This is a genomic window from Agathobaculum sp. Marseille-P7918, assembly GCF_964248325.1.
In the GTDB taxonomy this organism is placed as follows: Bacteria; Bacillota; Clostridia; order Oscillospirales; family Butyricicoccaceae; genus Agathobaculum.
Map to the genome: position 1 here is coordinate 1 of NZ_CAXTXI010000003.1, position 16,905 is coordinate 16,905.

General features: G+C 58.1%; 16 protein-coding genes. 12 read left to right on the top strand and 4 right to left on the bottom strand.

Features of this window, described 5'->3' with window-relative positions; all coding sequences use genetic code 11:
• Window positions 1-130 precede the first annotated feature (130 nt).
• Window positions 131-1,060: a calcium/sodium antiporter gene (locus ACESSO_RS05215; RefSeq protein ID WP_373163997.1), complete on the bottom strand. Its 930-nt coding sequence runs from the start codon at window positions 1,058-1,060 to the stop codon at window positions 131-133.
• A gap of 288 nt (window positions 1,061-1,348) precedes the next feature.
• Between ACESSO_RS05215 and prfB the strand changes: the two genes are divergently transcribed.
• The 5 genes from prfB (at window position 1,349) to ACESSO_RS05240 (ending at window position 5,009) form a co-directional block, all read left to right on the top strand.
• Complete coding sequence (gene prfB, locus ACESSO_RS05220; RefSeq protein ID WP_373163998.1) at window positions 1,349-2,473, top strand: peptide chain release factor 2; 1,125 nt, start codon at window positions 1,349-1,351, stop codon at window positions 2,471-2,473.
• Between the two features lie 65 nt (window positions 2,474-2,538).
• Window positions 2,539-2,898, top strand: a complete 360-nt coding sequence (locus tag ACESSO_RS05225; protein ID WP_373163999.1) for a TSUP family transporter — start codon at window positions 2,539-2,541, stop codon at window positions 2,896-2,898.
• Window positions 2,832-3,254 carry a TSUP family transporter gene (locus tag ACESSO_RS05230; protein ID WP_373164000.1) on the top strand — a complete coding sequence of 141 codons (423 nt, stop codon included), beginning with the start codon at window positions 2,832-2,834 and terminating at the stop codon, window positions 3,252-3,254. Before ACESSO_RS05225 ends, ACESSO_RS05230 begins: the two co-directional genes overlap by 67 nt.
• 205 nt (window positions 3,255-3,459) lie before the next feature.
• Window positions 3,460-4,023: a rubrerythrin family protein gene (locus tag ACESSO_RS05235; protein ID WP_373164001.1), complete on the top strand. Its 564-nt coding sequence runs from the start codon at window positions 3,460-3,462 to the stop codon at window positions 4,021-4,023.
• A gap of 104 nt (window positions 4,024-4,127) precedes the next feature.
• Window positions 4,128-5,009 carry a DUF4349 domain-containing protein gene (locus ACESSO_RS05240; protein WP_373164002.1) on the top strand — a complete coding sequence of 294 codons (882 nt, stop codon included), beginning with the start codon at window positions 4,128-4,130 and terminating at the stop codon, window positions 5,007-5,009.
• 68 nt (window positions 5,010-5,077) lie between these two features.
• On the opposite strand, the gene rny is transcribed toward ACESSO_RS05240, so the two are convergent.
• Window positions 5,078-6,622, bottom strand: coding sequence for a ribonuclease Y (gene rny, locus ACESSO_RS05245; protein ID WP_373164003.1), 1,545 nt, complete (start codon window positions 6,620-6,622; stop codon window positions 5,078-5,080).
• 53 nt (window positions 6,623-6,675) lie between these two features.
• Between rny and ACESSO_RS05250 the strand changes: the two genes are divergently transcribed.
• The 5 genes from ACESSO_RS05250 (at window position 6,676) to ACESSO_RS05270 (ending at window position 11,609) form a co-directional block, all read left to right on the top strand.
• Window positions 6,676-6,933 carry a hypothetical protein gene (locus tag ACESSO_RS05250; RefSeq protein ID WP_373164004.1) on the top strand — a complete coding sequence of 86 codons (258 nt, stop codon included), beginning with the start codon at window positions 6,676-6,678 and terminating at the stop codon, window positions 6,931-6,933.
• 139 nt (window positions 6,934-7,072) lie between these two features.
• Entirely contained in the window at window positions 7,073-7,873 is an 801-nt protein-coding gene (gene pgeF / locus ACESSO_RS05255) for a peptidoglycan editing factor PgeF (protein WP_373164005.1), read from the top strand.
• A gap of 19 nt (window positions 7,874-7,892) precedes the next feature.
• Complete coding sequence (locus tag ACESSO_RS05260) at window positions 7,893-9,542, top strand: ABC transporter substrate-binding protein (protein ID WP_373164006.1); 1,650 nt, start codon at window positions 7,893-7,895, stop codon at window positions 9,540-9,542.
• Window positions 9,543-9,619: 77 nt separating this feature from the next.
• Window positions 9,620-10,639, top strand: coding sequence for a tRNA 2-thiouridine(34) synthase MnmA (gene mnmA, locus ACESSO_RS05265; RefSeq protein WP_373164007.1), 1,020 nt, complete (start codon window positions 9,620-9,622; stop codon window positions 10,637-10,639).
• A gap of 64 nt (window positions 10,640-10,703) precedes the next feature.
• A complete protein-coding gene (locus ACESSO_RS05270; protein ID WP_373164008.1) occupies window positions 10,704-11,609 on the top strand; it encodes a DMT family transporter in 906 nt (301 codons plus the stop codon).
• A gap of 199 nt (window positions 11,610-11,808) precedes the next feature.
• Here ACESSO_RS05270 and recG read toward each other — a convergent pair whose 3' ends face one another.
• Entirely contained in the window at window positions 11,809-13,851 is a 2,043-nt protein-coding gene (gene recG, locus ACESSO_RS05275) for an ATP-dependent DNA helicase RecG (RefSeq protein ID WP_373164009.1), read from the bottom strand.
• A gap of 87 nt (window positions 13,852-13,938) precedes the next feature.
• Window positions 13,939-14,529: a transcriptional repressor LexA gene (lexA, locus tag ACESSO_RS05280; RefSeq protein WP_373164010.1), complete on the bottom strand. Its 591-nt coding sequence runs from the start codon at window positions 14,527-14,529 to the stop codon at window positions 13,939-13,941.
• Window positions 14,530-14,838: 309 nt separating this feature from the next.
• On the opposite strand from lexA, the gene ACESSO_RS05285 reads away from it, so the two are divergent.
• Both ACESSO_RS05285 and ACESSO_RS05290 read left to right on the top strand, forming a co-directional pair.
• Window positions 14,839-15,189 (top strand): Asp23/Gls24 family envelope stress response protein, encoded by a 351-nt coding sequence (locus ACESSO_RS05285; protein ID WP_373164011.1) that lies wholly within the window; start codon window positions 14,839-14,841, stop codon window positions 15,187-15,189.
• 37 nt (window positions 15,190-15,226) lie between these two features.
• Window positions 15,227-16,873 carry a DAK2 domain-containing protein gene (locus ACESSO_RS05290; protein WP_373164012.1) on the top strand — a complete coding sequence of 549 codons (1,647 nt, stop codon included), beginning with the start codon at window positions 15,227-15,229 and terminating at the stop codon, window positions 16,871-16,873.
• Window positions 16,874-16,905: the final 32 nt, after the last annotated feature.

Sequence of the window (16,905 nt, forward strand, 5' to 3'; positions counted from 1 at the left end):
ACTTTCCCATGAGGCCTCTGGGTTGGCTTTCTCCTTTTGAGTTCTCTGTCCAATATGTTTGACAAACCTACATTTTTTGTAAACGAATATCATGGCGCAAAAAAAGACGCCCGTGGGCGCCTTTTTTGCTTTATCGCATAATCAGGTATACGGTATAGACGACATAGGTGAGCGCCATAATCGCGCCGGGTGCTCGGCCGAGCTTGCCGCGGCGCGCGGGAAGATAGAACACCACGCTGATGCCGATGAGCACAAGCGCGTCAATGATCGAGGTCGCCTGCACCGGGATGGGCGTAATGGTTGCGGAAACGCCGAGAATGAGCAGCAGATTAAAGATATTCGAGCCGATGACGTTGCCCATTGCGATTTCATTCTGTCCCTTGCGGGCGGCCACCAGCGAGGTGACCAGCTCGGGCAGGCTGGTGCCGATGGCGACGATGGTCAGACCGATGAGCGTCTCAGACAGGCCGAACATGCGCGCGATGCCGGTCGCGCCGTTGACCGCCAACTGACCGCCGATGATGATGCACGCAAGGCCAAGTATGATGTTGACGCCGATCATCAGCGGGCGCATCGGCACCTCATCCTCTTCGCCTGTCAGCGTATCCCGGTTTTTGAGCGCCGCACGGATTTGCGTGCCCAGCACGAGCGCGAACACGGCCAGCAGGATAATGCCCTCGATGCGAGAAATGGTCAGATCAGGCGCAATGAACACCAGCAGCAGGATGGCCGCGCCGACCGAGATCGGCCAGTCGCGCCGCAGCAGCGTGCGGTCCATGACGAGCGGGCAGACCACCGCAGACAGGCCGGCAACTACCAGCAGGTTAAAGATGTTCGAGCCAACGACGTTGCCGACCGCTATCTCGTTTGCGCCCTGCAAGGCCGCTGTCAGGCTGACGGCCAGCTCGGGCGCGGACGTGCCGAAGGCGACAATCGTCAGACCGACGAGCAAGGGCGATACGCCCAGCCGCCGCGCCAGCGCGGACGCGCCTGCGACAAATTTGTCCGCGCCCCACACCAGCAGGACAAAACCGAATACCAACATGATGAATGATAACATGATACAACCCCCTATAATGTTACGATAGCATATCCGAGCGCAAAAAAAGAGACTTTTATTGCGCATCTGCAATAAAAGTCTCGCTGCTTCCGGTAGGCACGGGTCGAATGCTCGACCGTGATTGACGATGCCGACCACGCCCGCAGGCGTGAGCTACTCCCTTTTGTTGTACCTAAAAATATATCGGAAGGACAAGGGTTAGTCAAGCCAAACTTAGAAAAAACTTTACAAGTTCCCTGCAAAACGGTATACTATATACTACTGAAAAATACGTGAAGGAGCATTTTCATGCTTGAGTTCGAGGAATACAAGGTCAAACTGAACAATTTAAAGCCCCAGCTTGAGGAGCTGTATGAGTCGCTCGGCTTGGACCGGGCAAAGCGTGAGGTTGAGGAGCTGGAGATTAAGTCCTCTCAGCCCGGCTTCTGGGACAATCCGGAGGAAAGCCAGAAGATTGTTTCCCGCATGGGTGCGCTCAAGGGCAAGATTGAAGCGTACAACCATCTGAATGGCCTGTGCGACGATTTGCTGACGATTTGTGAAATGGCAATCGAGGAAAACGACGAGTCCATGCTTGAGGAGCTGGAAAACGGCTATAAGGAGTTGGAAGAGGGCGTGGCTGAGCAGAAGCTGTCCACGCTGCTGACCGGTGAGTACGACCATAATAACGCGTTGGTGTCCTTCCATGCAGGCGCGGGCGGTACCGAGGCGCAGGACTGGTGCGAAATGCTGTACCGCATGTACACCCGCTGGGCCGAGCGCCACGGCTTCACCTATAAGATTATGGACTATCAGGACGGCGAAGAAGCGGGCCTGAAGAGCGCGGATATCCTGATTGAGGGCGAGAACGCTTACGGCTTCCTCAAGGGCGAGTCGGGCGTACACCGTCTGGTGCGTATTTCCCCGTTTGACGCTTCCGGCCGACGCCACACCTCGTTCTCCGCGGTCGAGGTCATCCCGGATATCCCGGACGACTCGGCGGATTTCGAGATTAAGCCCGACGATTACGAAATGCAGGTGTTCCGTTCCTCCGGTGCGGGCGGTCAGCACATCAACAAGACTTCCTCTGCGGTGCGCCTGATTCATAAGGCGACCGGCATCGTGGTTTCCTGTCAGACCGAGCGCAGCCAGTTCCAAAACAAGGACAACTGCTTGCGCATGCTGCGCTCCAAGCTCGTGGAAATCAAGGAGCGTGAGCATCTGGAGAAAATTTCCGACATCAAGGGCGATCAGAAGAAGATTGAATGGGGCAGCCAGATTCGCTCCTATGTCTTTATGCCCTATACGCTTGCCAAGGACACACGCACCGGCTTTGAAAACGCCAACATCAACGCGGTCATGGACGGCGACATCGACGGCTTCATCAATGCGTATCTGTCCGCTCTGGCAACCGGTACGCTGGGCAAGAAGTAAGTTCCACCCAAAACGCATAAACCACAGCTCTTCGGCACAAACTGCTGCCGGAGGGCTGTTTTTTTATGAAGGGTAATGCAAAATATGCCGTAACCGGTGCGCTGGCAGGCGCGGCCAACGGCTTTTTCGGTGCGGGCGGCGGTCTGTTTCTGGTGCCGCTGCTGGTATACTGGTGCGGTTTGGAGGAACGGCGCGCATTTGCAACCTCGGTTGCGGTTATCTTTCCACTCAGCGCGTTATCCGCTGTGCTCTACTGGATGCAGGGCGGATTGGCATTTGCCGCAGCGTGGCCCTATCTGCTGGGCGGTGTGCTGGGCGGCTGGGTTGCGGGCTGTGTTTTTCATCGGATAGATATGGTGTGGCTGCGGCGCGCGTTCGGTCTGCTGCTGCTTTACGGCGGGGTGCGCGCCGTATTGCTGCTGTGAGCGCGCTGCTGTCTGCCGCCGTCGGACTGGTGACCGGTATCCTGTCCGGCTGCGGTGTGGGAGGCGGTTCGCTGCTTATGCTGTATCTCACGATGCTTGTCGGGATGGGACAGTATCAGGCGGCAGGCATTAACCTGCTGTACTTCCTTGCCTGTGCGCCCGCAGCGCTCTGGTCACACATCAAAAACGGTCTGGTCGAAAAGCGGGCGGCTCTGTGGTGCATTGCGGCGGGCGTACCGGCGGCTGCTGCCGCCTGTTTGCTGGCGGCATATATGGACACCGATTGGCTGCGGCGCGCATTTGGCGTATTCTTGTTGGCTGTCGGCATCAAGGAATGTTTTGCAAGGCGAAAATAAGCAGCTGCATGCCGCGCGGAGAATCCAATCCCGGAAAAAAATGCTTCCGGGATTTTTGTCGCATACAAAAGTTACAAAATGATTACAGAACGGTTACAGTTTTGTTGTAAACCGTGCGAAGAGAACAGTTCAGTAGTATACTTTATCTATTAGATGATATTTATTACTAATTGTAAATAAATATTATTATAAGGAGGAAACTGGAATGAACTTGAAAGGATCTCGTACCGAACAGAATTTGCAGGCGGCATTCAGCGGGGAGTCGATGGCCCGTAATAAGTATCTGTTTTTTGCAGATAAGGCGCGCAAGGAAGGACATGAGGATATTGCCGAACTGTTTACCGGTCTGGCACAGAACGAGGGCGCGCATGGACGACTGCTGTATGAGAAGCTGACCGGCATTGGCACCAGTGCGGAGAATTTGCAGACGGCTATTAAGGGTGAGTATGGCGAATGGAGCAGCATGTATCCGGGCTTCGCAAAGATTGCCCGTGAGGAAGGCTTCGAGGACATCGGCCTGCTGTTTGACAATATCGCCAAGATTGAGCAGGACCATGAGCTGCGCTTTATGAGCGCTTTGATGTCGCTGAGTCAGGGGGCGAAAAAGGAAGAGAATACGGCCTCCTTGCCGCCGCAAAAGAAAACGGTTGCCGTACAGGGCCACCGCTGTGTGTTCTGCGGTGCGATTTACGATGAGCGTCCGGATGTGTGCGGCGTATGCGGCGCAATCGGCTCGTTCGAGCAGACAACCTATCAGAAGGAAGTATAAGGAAATTCGTACATAGAGCGGTTTACAAAGCAGCAACAGTTGGGAACAGATGGAAAGCCAATTCGTCTAACAGGATAACCGAAAACGGAAAGGGGTGTCCTGTGATGAAACGACGATGGCTTTGTATGGTACTGGTCCTGCTGTTGCTGCTTTCGCTTGCCGCATGTGGCGCAGCGTCAAGTGGTGCAGACAGCACCACCGGGGATTCGGCAGCACAAGCGGAAAACGGTGCGGCCATGGATGCGGCGGCATCTGAGAGCACGGCGGATTTTTCCGCAGTAAGGGAAAACGCCAAGCTGATTTTGTCGGCGGATTTGACGCTTGAGACGCAGGACTATGATGCAACCTGCACGGCGGTCGAGCAGATGACCGCCGAGGCCGGCGGCTATATCCAGTCGAGCGGGAACGCTGGTGAAAAAGGCAGCCGTACAGCAAATTATACGCTGCGGGTGCCGCAGGAGCAGTTCGAGACTTTTTTCGCCCAGCTGGGCGAAACCTGCCATGTTGTGTCCGCTAATCGGTGGAGCGAGGACGTGACCGAGCAGTATACCGATATCGAAACACGGCTGGCGACTTTGCAGACCAAGCACGAGCGGCTGCTTGCGCTGCTCGATCAGGCGGCGAAGATGGAGGACATCATTTCGCTGGAGAATGCGCTGGCTGACTGCGAGTATGAAATCGACAGTTTGACGGGTGAAAAGCGGCATTACGACGATTTGGTGGGATTCTCGACCTTCAATGTCACGCTGCGCGAAGTGCAGACGCTGACCGCTGTCTCTGAGGGCACGGGATTCGGCGCGCAGGTGGTGCAAGCCGCGCAGAATGGCCTCGGCGGTATGACCGCTGTGGTGCGCGGCCTGATTCTGATGATCGTGATGCTCTGGCCGGTGCTGGTGCTGCTGGGCATAGTGGGCGCTGTGCTCTGGCGGGTGCGTATATACCGCAAAAAGAAAGCACAGCAGTCAGCGGAAAGCAAGAAAGAATAAGCGGCCTTTAGGCTGTCGGATGCATATAATAGAAAAGAACCGCCGAAAGGCGGTTCTTTTTTGCAATGTTACTTTGCGTAGTCAATGGCGCGGGTCTCACGCACCATGTTGACCTTGATCTGACCGGGATAATCCAGTTCGTCCTCGATCTTCTTGGCGACTTCACGCGCCAGCAGGATCATTGCGTCATCCGAAATCTTGTCGGGATTGACAATGATGCGGATTTCGCGGCCTGCCTGAATAGCATACGAGCTGGAAACGCCGGGCGTTTCGTTTGCGATGCTCTCGAGCTTTTCCAAACGCTTGATATAGTTTTCCAGATTCTCGCGGCGCGCGCCCGGCCGTGCCGCCGAGATAGCGTCCGCTGCCTGCACCAGACAGGCTACCGTGGTCTTGGCTTCCACATCGCCGTGGTGCGCCTCGATAGCATGGATGATCGGCTGCGCTTCCTTGTACTTTTTGGCAAGGTCTACGCCGATCTGGACATGGCTGCCCTCGACCTCATGGTCGATTGCCTTGCCGATGTCATGCAGCAGGCCGGCGCGGCGTGCGGGCAGGGGATCAAGTCCCAGCTCGCTGGCCATCATGCCGGCGATATGTGCAACCTCGATGGAGTGCTGCAAAACATTCTGACCGTAGCTGGTGCGGTAACGCAGACGGCCGAGGATCTTGACCAGTTCGGGATGAATACCGTGAATACCGGTCTCGAAGGTTGCGCGCTCGCCCTCGCTCTTGATGATCTGCTCGACCTCGCGGCGGGATTTTTCCACCATTTCCTCAATGCGGGCGGGATGGATGCGACCGTCCACGATCAGCTTTTCAAGCGCCAGACGCGCGATTTCACGGCGTACCGGGTCGAACGAGGAAAGCGTGATAGCTTCGGGCGTGTCGTCGATAATCAGGTCAACGCCCGTGAGCGTTTCGAGGGTGCGGATGTTGCGGCCTTCGCGGCCGATGATGCGGCCCTTCATTTCATCGTTGGGCAGCGGTACGACCGAAACGGTCGCTTCGGAAACATGGTCGGCGGCGCAGCGCTGGATTGCGGTCGAGATGATCTCGCGCGCAGTCTGCTCGCTTTCGTCCTTGAGCTTTTGCTGAATCTCGCGCAGCTTGACGGCTGCATCGTGTGTCGCCTCGGACTCAATCGAAGCAACCAGCATTTCGCGTGCTTCGTCGCGGGTCATGCTGGCAATCTGCTCGAGTTTTTCCAGCTGCTCTGCCTTGATGCGGGACAGCTCTTCCTTTTCCTTCTGGGTCGCTTCCAGCTGGCGCGTCAGCTCTTCGTTCTTGCGGTCGAGCGTGTCGCTTTTTTTGTCGAGCGCTTCTTCGCGCTGAATCAGGCGGCGTTCGAGCTGCTGCGTCTCGTTGCGGCGCTCCTTCAGCTCACGGTCGGCTTCAGCGCGCTGCTTGTGGATTTCATCCTTGGCTTCCAGGATGGATTCGCGTTTTTTGGTCTCACCGGCTTTGATGGCTTCGTTGATGATGCGTGTCGCTTCGGTCTCGGCGGAGCCGATCTCCTTTTCTGCAACGCTCTTGCGATACAGAAAACCGATGACAATGCCCACAACGAGACACACAATACCGGCTATGATCGGGATGATGATGTCGGTCATATTTTTGGTGTGTCCTCCTATTTCTAATTTTGTGATTGGGAGGCAGCACCGGTTTGGGCGAAAAAACGGCTTGCGCGGTATCTTTCGGCAAAATGGGACGCAGATTTGCATCAATGATAGTATATATGGCAAACCATGCGGAAAATAATGACAAAAAATGGCGCAACAGGCCGATCATTCACAGACAAACAGGCGCGGCCCTGCGTAGCAAATGGCGCTTAAAACGCCGGGTTATAATGCCTTTGAAAAAAGCCCTGCGCGAAATTGCGCAGGCTATATTACAGCAGGTATTATACTACAATTTATTGTAAAGCCTGTTGGTCAAACTGTCAAGAAAAACCCATGCCATACCGTGCAGATTTTGGCGTATTTTGAGAACAGGCCGGCCGCGCCCTTGTGGAACAGGCGGCGATTTGCTATAATAAAACGAATATATCGGGAGGAACGCTTATGCACCAGTCTATGTGCCGCATTCAGCGCGGCCCGTTTGTTTATTATACCTGCCGCCGGCTGCCGGTGCGCCACGCCTTTACAACCAAATTCGGCGGCGTGAGCACGGGGCACTGCGAAAGCCTGAATCTTGGCTTTAACCGCGGGGATACCGAGGAAAATGTGCGCGAAAACTATCACCGCCTGGCGGAAGCGCTGGGCGTGGACGAAACGCGCATCACACTGACCCGGCAGATTCACGAAACAGAGGTTTCGGTCGTCGGGGAGGAGCAGGCCGGTATGGGCCTGACCCGTCCGATGGCGTGGCAGTCGGACGCTATCGTCACCGCGCTGCCCGACACGCCGATTTGCGGCTTTTACGCGGACTGCGTGGTCACGCTGCTGTACGACCCCGCAACCCACACCGCGGGCGTGTGCCATGCGGGCTGGCGCGGCATGGCCGCGGGCATCCTGCCCAAGACCGTAGCGGTGATGGAGGAAAAGCTCGGGACAAAGCGCGAAAGCCTGCGCGCGGTGCTCGGTCCGTCCATCCGGCAGGAATGCTTTGAAACCGATGCGGATGTGCCCGAGGCAATGGAAAAGCAGCTCGGCGCGCTGGTGCAACCTTATATTATGGAGAAGGGTCCGAAGTTCCATGTGGATTTGCAGGGAATCGGTGTTCGGCTGCTGCAGAACGCGGGCCTTGAGCCGGAAAACGTAATTGACAGCGGTATCTGCACCATGTGCCGCTCGGATGAATTCTGGTCGCACCGCAAGACGCACGGCCTGCGCGGCGTGCAGGGCGGTGTGATCTGCCTGTAACCGAAAGGAAGTCCGGTTTATGAAATGGAAAAAAGGCGTGCTTGCCGCGTTCCTTGCAGCGTTGTGCCTGCTGAGCGCCTGCGGTCTGCCCGCTTTGGGCGGCGAGGATGCGCCGGTTGACAATGTCAAGGTGTCGGATGCATATTTCGGTCTGGCGTGGTATCAAAACGGCACACTCAATCCGGTGCTGGACAACACCAGCATCAATCGCGTGCTGTGCGAGGCGCTGTATGAGGGGCTGTTTGAGGTTACCTCGAACTTTACGGCGGAAAATGTGCTGTGTGAATCGTATACGGGCGACGGCACAACCTTCACCTTCACCCTGCGGGACGACATAACCTTCTGGTCGGGCGAAAAACTGACCGCGCGCGATGTGGTCTCAAGCCTGCAGACGGCGCAGTTTAACGAGGCTTCGCCGTTTCACAACCGGCTGACGGAGGTTTCCTCCATCGAGGCGGTGAGTGACCGCGAGGTGCGTATCGTGCTCACCTCGCCCAATATCAATTTCCCGCGTCTGCTGGATATTCCGATTTACCGGCAGGGCTCGGCCGACAGCGGCAGCTTTGCCGACGGCACCGGCCCGTTCCAGCCGGTTGAGCAGGATCGACACTGGACGCTGGAGGCCAACGAGAATTGGCACGGCGGCTTCCTCGGCTCCATCCGTACGATTACGCTGGTGACAATGACGCGCGCGGACGCGGCGATGTCCAGTTTCCAGACGGGCGACGTGTCTCTGATGCGCGCGGCGCGTATCTCGCCCGATCCCCCGTCGGTTGGCGGTTCGGTGGATACCGTGCAGACAACCAGCGCGTCGCTGCACTATCTGGGCATCAACTATGCAAACAGTCAGCTGGCCAATGCCAAGGTGCGGCAGGCGCTGAGCGCCGCACTCTCGCGGCAAAGCCTGTGCGCAACGCAGCTGCAAACGTTTGCCGACCCCGCGGTGATGCCGGTCAATCCGCAGCCGGCGGATGAAAATCTGACGCTCAATCTTTCGGCGGACGCAACCAGAGCGGCGCAGCTGCTGCGGGAAGGGCTTGGCGGCGAAACCGACACAGATGAGACGGATACGTCCGGCCAAACCGGCGACACGGACGAGTATGGCAATACGGACGAAACGGATAACGGCGACGAATATACCGACGAGGATAATAATACGGATGGCGGGGAAGATACGGACATCAGCACCGCTGCGCTTGGCACCGGAGGACAAACGCTGTCCATTCGTCTGCTGGTCAACTCGGACAACGCCTTCAAGGTCGCAGCTGCAGAGCAGATTGCCGCGTCCTGGAATGCGCTGGAGGGCGTGACCGTGACAGTGGATAAGCAGCCGTATGAGACGTTTGTCTCCATGCTGCAATCCGGTTCGTTTGACGTATACTATGGAGAAACACAGCTTACTGCGGATTTTGACCTGCGTCCGCTGTTATCCTCCGGCGGCAGCCTGAACTATGGCGGCTATTCAAACGAGGACATGACGGCGGCAATTGCTGCGGCGCGCAGCGGCGAAAATGTTTCCGGCTTCTACAGCCTGTTTTTGGAGCAGATGCCCATCATTCCGATTGCGTTTGAGCGCGGGCAGATCATTATTCGCAAGGGTCTTATCGACAATTATACGCCCTCGCCGTACAATGCGTTTGCAGGGCTGGAAACGTGGACGACTTCATAAAGGAATTTAAATCCCCCGGAAAATCCGCCGCCTGCGGTGAAACACCGACGCGGTTTGGCAGATATAGGAGATATTTCATGGCAGAAAAGGTAGTATTGGGACTTTCGGGCGGCGTGGACTCCGCTGTAGCGGCGGCACGGCTGCGAGACATGGGCTATGAAGTGCACGGCCTGTTTTTGGAGGTGGGGCTGGGCGGCGAGGAGGCCGCCCAGCACACGGCGGATGATTTGGGCATTCCGCTTTATATCGCGCACCGGCGCGAGGCGTTCGAGCAGCAGATTTGCGGTTATTTTGCCGATTCGTTCTGCAATGCGCGCACGCCTAACCCGTGCGTGATGTGCAATCCGCTCATCAAATTCCGCGCACTGACCGACTACGCCGATGAAATCGGCGCGGCGTATGTTGCCACCGGGCACTATGCCCGCACGGGACATGATGCCGAGGGCCGTGCGCTGCTGCGGCGTGCCCGCGCGGAAAAGGATCAGAGCTATATGCTGTACCGACTGCCGCGCAAAACGGTGGCGCGCTGTCTGTTCCCCTTGGGTGAAGCGGAAAACAAGGCGGAAGTGCGCGAAAACGCGCGCGAAATCGGCCTTTCTGTGTCGGAAAAGCCGGACAGCATGGATGTGTGCTTCATCCCGGACGGCGATGTACAGGGCTGGCTGGAGCGTCACGGCGCGGCCTGCCCGCCGGGCAACTTTGTGGACGAAAACGGCAAGGTGCTCGGGCGGCACAGGGGCATTCACTGCTATACGGTCGGCCAACGTAAGGGGCTGGGCGTCGCGGCGGAGGGACGGCTGTTTGTGCATGAGCTGCGGCCGGAGACCAACGAGGTCGTTTTGTCGCTCGAGGATGTGTACCGCAGTGAGATTACCGTGCGGGACGTGCATTATATTGCGCTGGAATACGCGGAAAACGGCCCGTTTGCCTGCGAGGTGCGCGTACGCTTTTCGCGCCGCAGCGACCGTGCGATCGTCTATCCGGACGGCAAGGAGGCGCGCATCGTGTTTGAGGATGCGGTTCGCGCACCGGCTGCGGGGCAGAGCGCGGTGCTTTACGACGGCGATATCGTCATCGGCGGCGGGTTTATCGAGTAAAAAATGGCGGCTTGCCGCCATTTTCTTTTGGAATCGCGCGGGGCGCGTGGAAGGGTGAAAGACAATGCGGGAAAATCATATTTTGCAGGGACATCTGCTCGGCGCGTTCACCGTGCTGGTCTGGGGCACGACGTTTGTTTCGACCAAGGTGCTGCTGCGCACCTTTTCGCCGGTGGAAATCATGGTCACGCGTTTTGCGTTGGGGTTTGCAGCGCTGTTGATTGCGTCGCGCGGCTGGATGCGCGCCAAGGAAAAACGGCATGAAATCCTGTTTGCGCTGGCAGGACTGACGGGCGTTACGCTGTATTTCCTGATGGAAAACATTGCGCTGACGTACATATCGGCCTCGCTCGTTGGTATCATCGTGGCGGCGGCGCCGCTGTTTACCGCACTGTTCGCCGCGCTTTTGCTGCACGAGAAGCTCGGCCGCTGGTTTTTCTGCGGCTTTGTCTGTGCGATGGCGGGCGTAGCGCTCGTGTCGCTGGCGGGCGTGAGCGAGCTGCATTTCAGTCCGCTGGGGGCGTTGCTCGGCGTGGGCGCGGCACTGGTCTGGGGCGTGTACTCCGTGCTGATTCGGTATCTGGGCGGGGCGGGCTACGCTACCGTACCGCTGACCTGCCGGGTGTTCGGCTATGGACTGCTGTTTCTGCTCATTCCGGCGTTTCTCGACGGCTTTCCGGCAGGACCGGCGGCATGGCTCGAGCCGGTGCATCTGGCAAATCTGCTGTTTCTCGGGTTGGGCGCATCCGCGACCTGCTTTGTGACGTGGAACCGCGCGGTATTCCTGCTCGGTCCGGTGCGTACCAGCGCGTATATCTACGCGACTCCGATTGTAACCATCATCAGCTCGGCGCTCATCCTGCACGAAACGATGACCCCGTCCATGTGGCTGGGCACGGCGCTTGCGCTCGGCGGTCTGGTACTGTCCGAACGCGACGGCACCAAGAAAGAAAACGAGTCAAAACGGTGATTCGCGCGCCGTATGGCGCGTATCAAATAGAAAAGAACCGCCGGAAGGCGGTTCTTTTTATCAAAGCCGAGGACATGTGCCTCGGCTTTGATGCAAGAAAGAGGAAAAGTTTCGCATGTTGGAACTTTTCCTCGTATGGGGGATGTCCGCGCTTCGCGCGGCATGGCCCCGCAATCGAACCTGTACGGTTCGATTGACATTAGTTGAATGCCTCGTCATCCCGTTCCTCGAACATGCGGTGCACGCGGGCGCGCAGTTCAGGATAGCCTGCAAGCGTTGGGTCGGTCTGCAAAATCTGCTCGGCTTCTTCGCGTGCGCTCTGCATGAGTGCCAGATCGGCAATCGGGTCGGCAACGTGCAGCGCTGGCAGACCGTGCTGCCGCCTGCCGAAAAAGTCGCCCGGGCCGCGCTGCGACAGGTCGGCGCGCGCGACTTCAAAGCCGTCATTTGTTTTACACAGGATTTTCAGCCGTTCTCGCGCGGTTTGCCCTTTGTCCGCGCCGAAGAAAATGCAGTAGGACTGCCGCGTGCCGCGTCCGACGCGCCCGCGCAGCTGGTGCAGCTGGGACAGGCCGAAGCGGTCGGCGTCCTCAACGACCATCAGGTTGGCGTTCGGCACGTCCACGCCGACCTCAATGACAGTCGTGGCAACCAGAATATCGTATTCTTTCGCGGCAAATGCCTGCATGACGCGCTCTTTTTCTGCGCTTTTCATGCGGCCGTGCAGCACGGCAACGCGCCGGTGCGGCAGCATTTTTTGCAGGTCGACTGCGTGCTGCTCCGCGCTCTTGAGGTTCATTTCTCCTTCTTCGACCAGCGGACACACCACATAAACCTGCCCGCCCTGCTCGATCTGTTTGTCAATGAAGGCAGTGATGCGTTTTCGCATATTCTCGCCCACAGCATAGGTCTCGACCGGCTGACGGCCGGGCGGGACTTCGTCGAGCACGGACACATCGAGGTCGCCGTACAGGATGAGCGCAAGCGTGCGCGGGATGGGCGTTGCCGACATGACCAGAACATGGGGTGTTTGTCCTTTGGCGGACAGCGCGGCGCGCTGCGCCACGCCGAAGCGATGCTGTTCGTCGGCCACGACCGCGCCCAGCCGGTGAAAGGTCACGCTCTGCTGGATGAGCGCATGTGTACCGATGACAACCTGCGCCGCGCCGCTTTCGATGGCGGCGAGGGCAGCGCGCTTCTGCGCCGCACTCATCGATCCGGTCAGCAGGGTGCAGGAAATGCCGAGCTTTTCCAGCAGCGGCGCGAGCGTTTCCGCGTGCTGCGCCGCAAGGATTTCCGTCGGGGCCATGAAGGCGGCCTGATAGCCGCTTTTAGCGGCCAGCGCACATAGCGCAGCGGCGACAATTGTCTTGCCTGAGCCGACATCGCCCTGTACCAGTCGGTTCATCGGACGGCCGGAGGCGCAGTCCGACGCAATTTCCCCGATTGCGCGGCGCTGCGCTCCTGTGGGGGAAAAGGGGAGTGCGGTGAAAAAGTCTGCAAGGGATGCATCCGAAAATAGCAGCCCTGTGTCGGCGCGGCGGCGCTCCTTGAGCTGCTGCAAGCCACAGCAGAGAAGGAATAACTCCTCGAATACCATACGGCGGCGCGCATCGGCCATATCCTGCGTCGACTGCGGCCGGTGGATGGCGGCAAGCGCGTCGGCAGCATCCGGCAGCTTGTACCGCGCGCGCAGCACCTCGGGCAGCGGGTCGGGCCAGTCGCCCGGTACCGCATCCAGCGCCGCTTCGGTCACACGCGCCATGTCACGCTGGGTCAGTCCTGCGGTCAGCGGGTAGACCGGCACAATACGACCGGGGTGTTCCGCGTCGGGCGAGACCTTTTCCGACTGCGGCGAAACCAGCATGCGCGTGTGGCCGTTTGCCTGCACGCGCCCGTAGAACACATATTCCTGCCCGACGCGCAGCAGTGCCGCGGCATAGGGGTTGTTGAAATAGGTGACGGGCAGCGAGCCGGATTCGTCGAAAATCGTGCATTTGACCAGCGTCATGCCCTTGCGGATGCGGGTGGTTTTCGGCTCGGTGCCGACAACCGCACGGACAGCATACTTGCCGTCTTCCGCGATGTCCGCAATGGGGGTGATAGCCGTGCGGTCCTCATAATCGCGCGGATAGGTTTCCAGTGCGTCGCGCAGCGTACGGATATGCAGTTTTTCAAACAAAGCCGCTTTTTTCGGGCCGACGCCCTTGACAAAGCGGATGCTGTCCTCCAGTGCGGGCATGGCAGCCTCCTTAGAAATAGACGCGCGGCCGCCCGTGGGGGCGGCCGGAGCCGAATGTGACGGGAACCGTGGTTCCCATCGAGCATGTTAGTATTCGCGGTAAACCGCCTTGACCACGCCGAGAATCTGACAGCCTGTGCCGTCAATGGGAGGGTAGGCCGGGTTTTCCGGCATCAGCCATACGCCGTCCGCCGTGATGTTCAGCGTTTTACAGGTGGCCTCGTCCTCCAACAGAGCGATGACGATATCGCCGTTGCGCGCTTGAATATCCTGTCGGACGATAACCAGATCGTCATCCATGATGCCAACGCCGATCATCGAATCGCCGCGGATGCGCAGGGCATAGTATTCTCCGCCGTTTGCCGCAGGTTCAAACGGGACGTAGCCCACGTGCTCCTCGACCGCGAGAATCGGCATACCGGCGGTGACGCGGCCGAGAATGGGCACGCGCGTAACCATGGACGGGCCGCTGACCGGGGTCAGCGCGCGGGATTTGTGCTCACTTGGCTCAAGGTAGCCTGCCTCCTGCAATTTTTTCAGGTGCGCATGCACAGTCGAGGGTGAGCGCAGGTTCATTTCCGCGCAGATCTCGCGCACCGAAGGGGGATAGCCATGCTCGAGGGAAAATTCGCTGATATAATCCAAAATCCGTTGCTGTTTGGCGGAGATTTTTTTCATATGGACGCACTCCTTGCTGTTGCCTTTCGGAACATACGTTCGTATTTTTTTCTATTATACCCTAAAATGCGCAGTAAAGCAAACATTTGTTTGTGAAAAAACGGAAAGAATTGTGAAAAACAGAAATCGCGTACATTTTCCTGTCGATTATTCCGAATTATGTCAGGCCACTCGCAAAAAAATCACCGCTTTGCTTGTATTTGGACTGGTTTTGTTATATCATATAGACAGAAACGATTCAGACGGCGCTACGCCGTGCAACGCGTTTTGTCGCAAAAAGCATCAAACGATCGCAGGGAGGGTTTTTCTATGACGATCAAGACCGATCTTGGATATATTGAAATCACAAACGAGGTGATGGCAGGAATTGCGGGCTATGCGGCTTCTTCGTGCTTCGGCGTGAAGGGCATGACCATTCGCTCGATGTCGGACGGGCTGGCGCATCTGCTCGGACGCGATACCCAGTCGCGCGGCGTTAAGGTATCGGAGGCGCCGGACGGCGGCGTCAATATCGACCTGCACATCGCGGTTGAGCATGGCGTGAACATTGCAACCGTGTGCCGCTCGATCATCAGCGAGGTGCGCTACCACGTTGAGCGTTTGACCGGCGTGGATGTAAAGAATGTGGATATCTATGTAGAGAGTATCCGTGCGGACTGACGCGCGGCCAAAAAAGAATTCGGGGAGAGTTAAGTAAATGGCAGATCAGAAAATAGACGGCGCGCTGTTCCAGTCCATGGTGATCGAAGGCGCGCTTGCCATTGCCGAAAAGAAGGAACAGGTCAACGAACTGAACGTTTTCCCTGTGCCGGACGGCGATACGGGCACCAATATGTCCATGACGATGGGCTCGGCGATGACCGAGATGGAAAAGCTGACCGAGCCGACGCTGGCAAAAGCCGTCGACACGACGGCATCCGCGCTGCTGCGCGGCGCGCGCGGCAATTCGGGCGTTATTTTGTCGCTGCTGTTCCGCGGCGTGGCGAAAAAACTGCGCGAAACCGATGCGGCGGGCGGCCGTGAACTGGCGCTGGCGCTGCGCGAGGGTGTGGAAACTGCGTATAAGGCGGTTATGAAGCCCGCGGAAGGCACGATTTTGACCGTGTCGCGTGTGTCTGCACAGCAGGCGGTCGAAGCCTGTCAGGCCGAGCCGGACCTGTCGGCCGAGCAGGTGCTCGAAACCGTGCTGACCTGCGGACGGCAGGCGCTGGAGGAAACCGTGCATCAGAATCCCGTGCTGGAAAAGGCGGGCGTGGTGGACGCAGGCGGCTTCGGCTACCTGACCATTCTCGAAGGCATGCTGGACGCGCTGCGCGGCATCCATAAGGAGCGCACCGTGGCCGAGCCGACCAAGGCGGCGGCGGATTTTGCTGCAATCGCGGATGAGGATATCACCTTCACCTACTGCACCGAGTTTATCGCCGCGCGCAAGGATAAGGCGCGCAACGTTGGTCGTCTGCGCGCGATTCTCAGTGAAATCGGCGACAGTCTGGTGGTGGTTGAGGATGACGATATCGTCAAGGTGCATGTACACACCGACCAGCCCAACAAGGCACTGGAGGAGGGCCTCAAGTTCGGTCCGCTGCTGACCGTTAAAATTGAGAACATGCGCGAGCAGCACACCGCCAAGGTCATCGAAGGCACAGCGGATGCGCCGGCCGAGCGTGTCATTGTTCCGGCGGAAAAGAAATTCGGCTTTGTCGCGGTCGCCGCGGGCGACGGCTTGAAAAACGTATTTACCGATTTGGGTGTGGACGTCGTTGTGCAGGGCGGTCAGACCATGAACCCCTCGACCGACGACATCGTGCGCGCGGTGGATGCGGTTCCGGCGGAAATCGTGTTTGTGCTGCCCAATAATAAGAATATTATCATGGCAGCCGAGCAGGCTGTGCACCTGTCTGAGGAGAAAAAAATTGTCGTCGTGCCGACCAAGACCATCCCGCAGGGCATGTCTGCGATGCTGGCTGTCGACCCGGACGGGGAGGATGAAAACCTGCTGGCGCAGGCGATGCGCGACGCGGCGGCTCATGTGCGCAGCGGTCAGGTGACCTATGCCGCGCGCGACAGTGAGTTTGACGGTAAGAAGATTAAGCAGGGCGAGTATCTGTCGCTCAGCGAAGGCAAGCTGTGCGCGAGCGGGCGCGAGGCTTCGGTCATCAAAAAGCTCGTGCGCGAGATGGTAAGTGACGACAGCGCATTTGCCACGGTCATTTATGGTGAAGGCGTGAGCGCGGAGCAGGCCGCGGAGGTAGAAGCGCTGCTGCGCAAGGAAAATAAAGAGCTGGAAATCTCGGTCATCGACGGCGGACAGCCGGTGTACTATTATATTCTTTCCGTAGAATAAACAAAAGGAAAAGCGCCTCCCTGCGGGGGAGG

Excerpts from the sequence above, each read along its gene's own strand:
- ACESSO_RS05215 (WP_373163997.1), bottom strand. The coding sequence starts at position 1,060 with ATGTTATCATTCATCATGTTGGTATTCGGTTTTGTCCTGCTGGTGTGG.
- prfB (WP_373163998.1), top strand. The coding sequence starts at position 1,349 with ATGCTTGAGTTCGAGGAATACAAGGTCAAACTGAACAATTTAAAGCCC.
- ACESSO_RS05225 (WP_373163999.1), top strand. The coding sequence starts at position 2,539 with ATGAAGGGTAATGCAAAATATGCCGTAACCGGTGCGCTGGCAGGCGCG.
- ACESSO_RS05235 (WP_373164001.1), top strand. The coding sequence starts at position 3,460 with ATGAACTTGAAAGGATCTCGTACCGAACAGAATTTGCAGGCGGCATTC.
- ACESSO_RS05240 (WP_373164002.1), top strand. The coding sequence starts at position 4,128 with ATGAAACGACGATGGCTTTGTATGGTACTGGTCCTGCTGTTGCTGCTT.
- rny (WP_373164003.1), bottom strand. The coding sequence starts at position 6,622 with ATGACCGACATCATCATCCCGATCATAGCCGGTATTGTGTGTCTCGTT.
- pgeF (WP_373164005.1), top strand. The coding sequence starts at position 7,073 with ATGCACCAGTCTATGTGCCGCATTCAGCGCGGCCCGTTTGTTTATTAT.
- ACESSO_RS05260 (WP_373164006.1), top strand. The coding sequence starts at position 7,893 with ATGAAATGGAAAAAAGGCGTGCTTGCCGCGTTCCTTGCAGCGTTGTGC.
- mnmA (WP_373164007.1), top strand. The coding sequence starts at position 9,620 with ATGGCAGAAAAGGTAGTATTGGGACTTTCGGGCGGCGTGGACTCCGCT.
- ACESSO_RS05270 (WP_373164008.1), top strand. The coding sequence starts at position 10,704 with ATGCGGGAAAATCATATTTTGCAGGGACATCTGCTCGGCGCGTTCACC.
- recG (WP_373164009.1), bottom strand. The coding sequence starts at position 13,851 with ATGCCCGCACTGGAGGACAGCATCCGCTTTGTCAAGGGCGTCGGCCCG.
- lexA (WP_373164010.1), bottom strand. The coding sequence starts at position 14,529 with ATGAAAAAAATCTCCGCCAAACAGCAACGGATTTTGGATTATATCAGC.
- ACESSO_RS05285 (WP_373164011.1), top strand. The coding sequence starts at position 14,839 with ATGACGATCAAGACCGATCTTGGATATATTGAAATCACAAACGAGGTG.
- ACESSO_RS05290 (WP_373164012.1), top strand. The coding sequence starts at position 15,227 with ATGGCAGATCAGAAAATAGACGGCGCGCTGTTCCAGTCCATGGTGATC.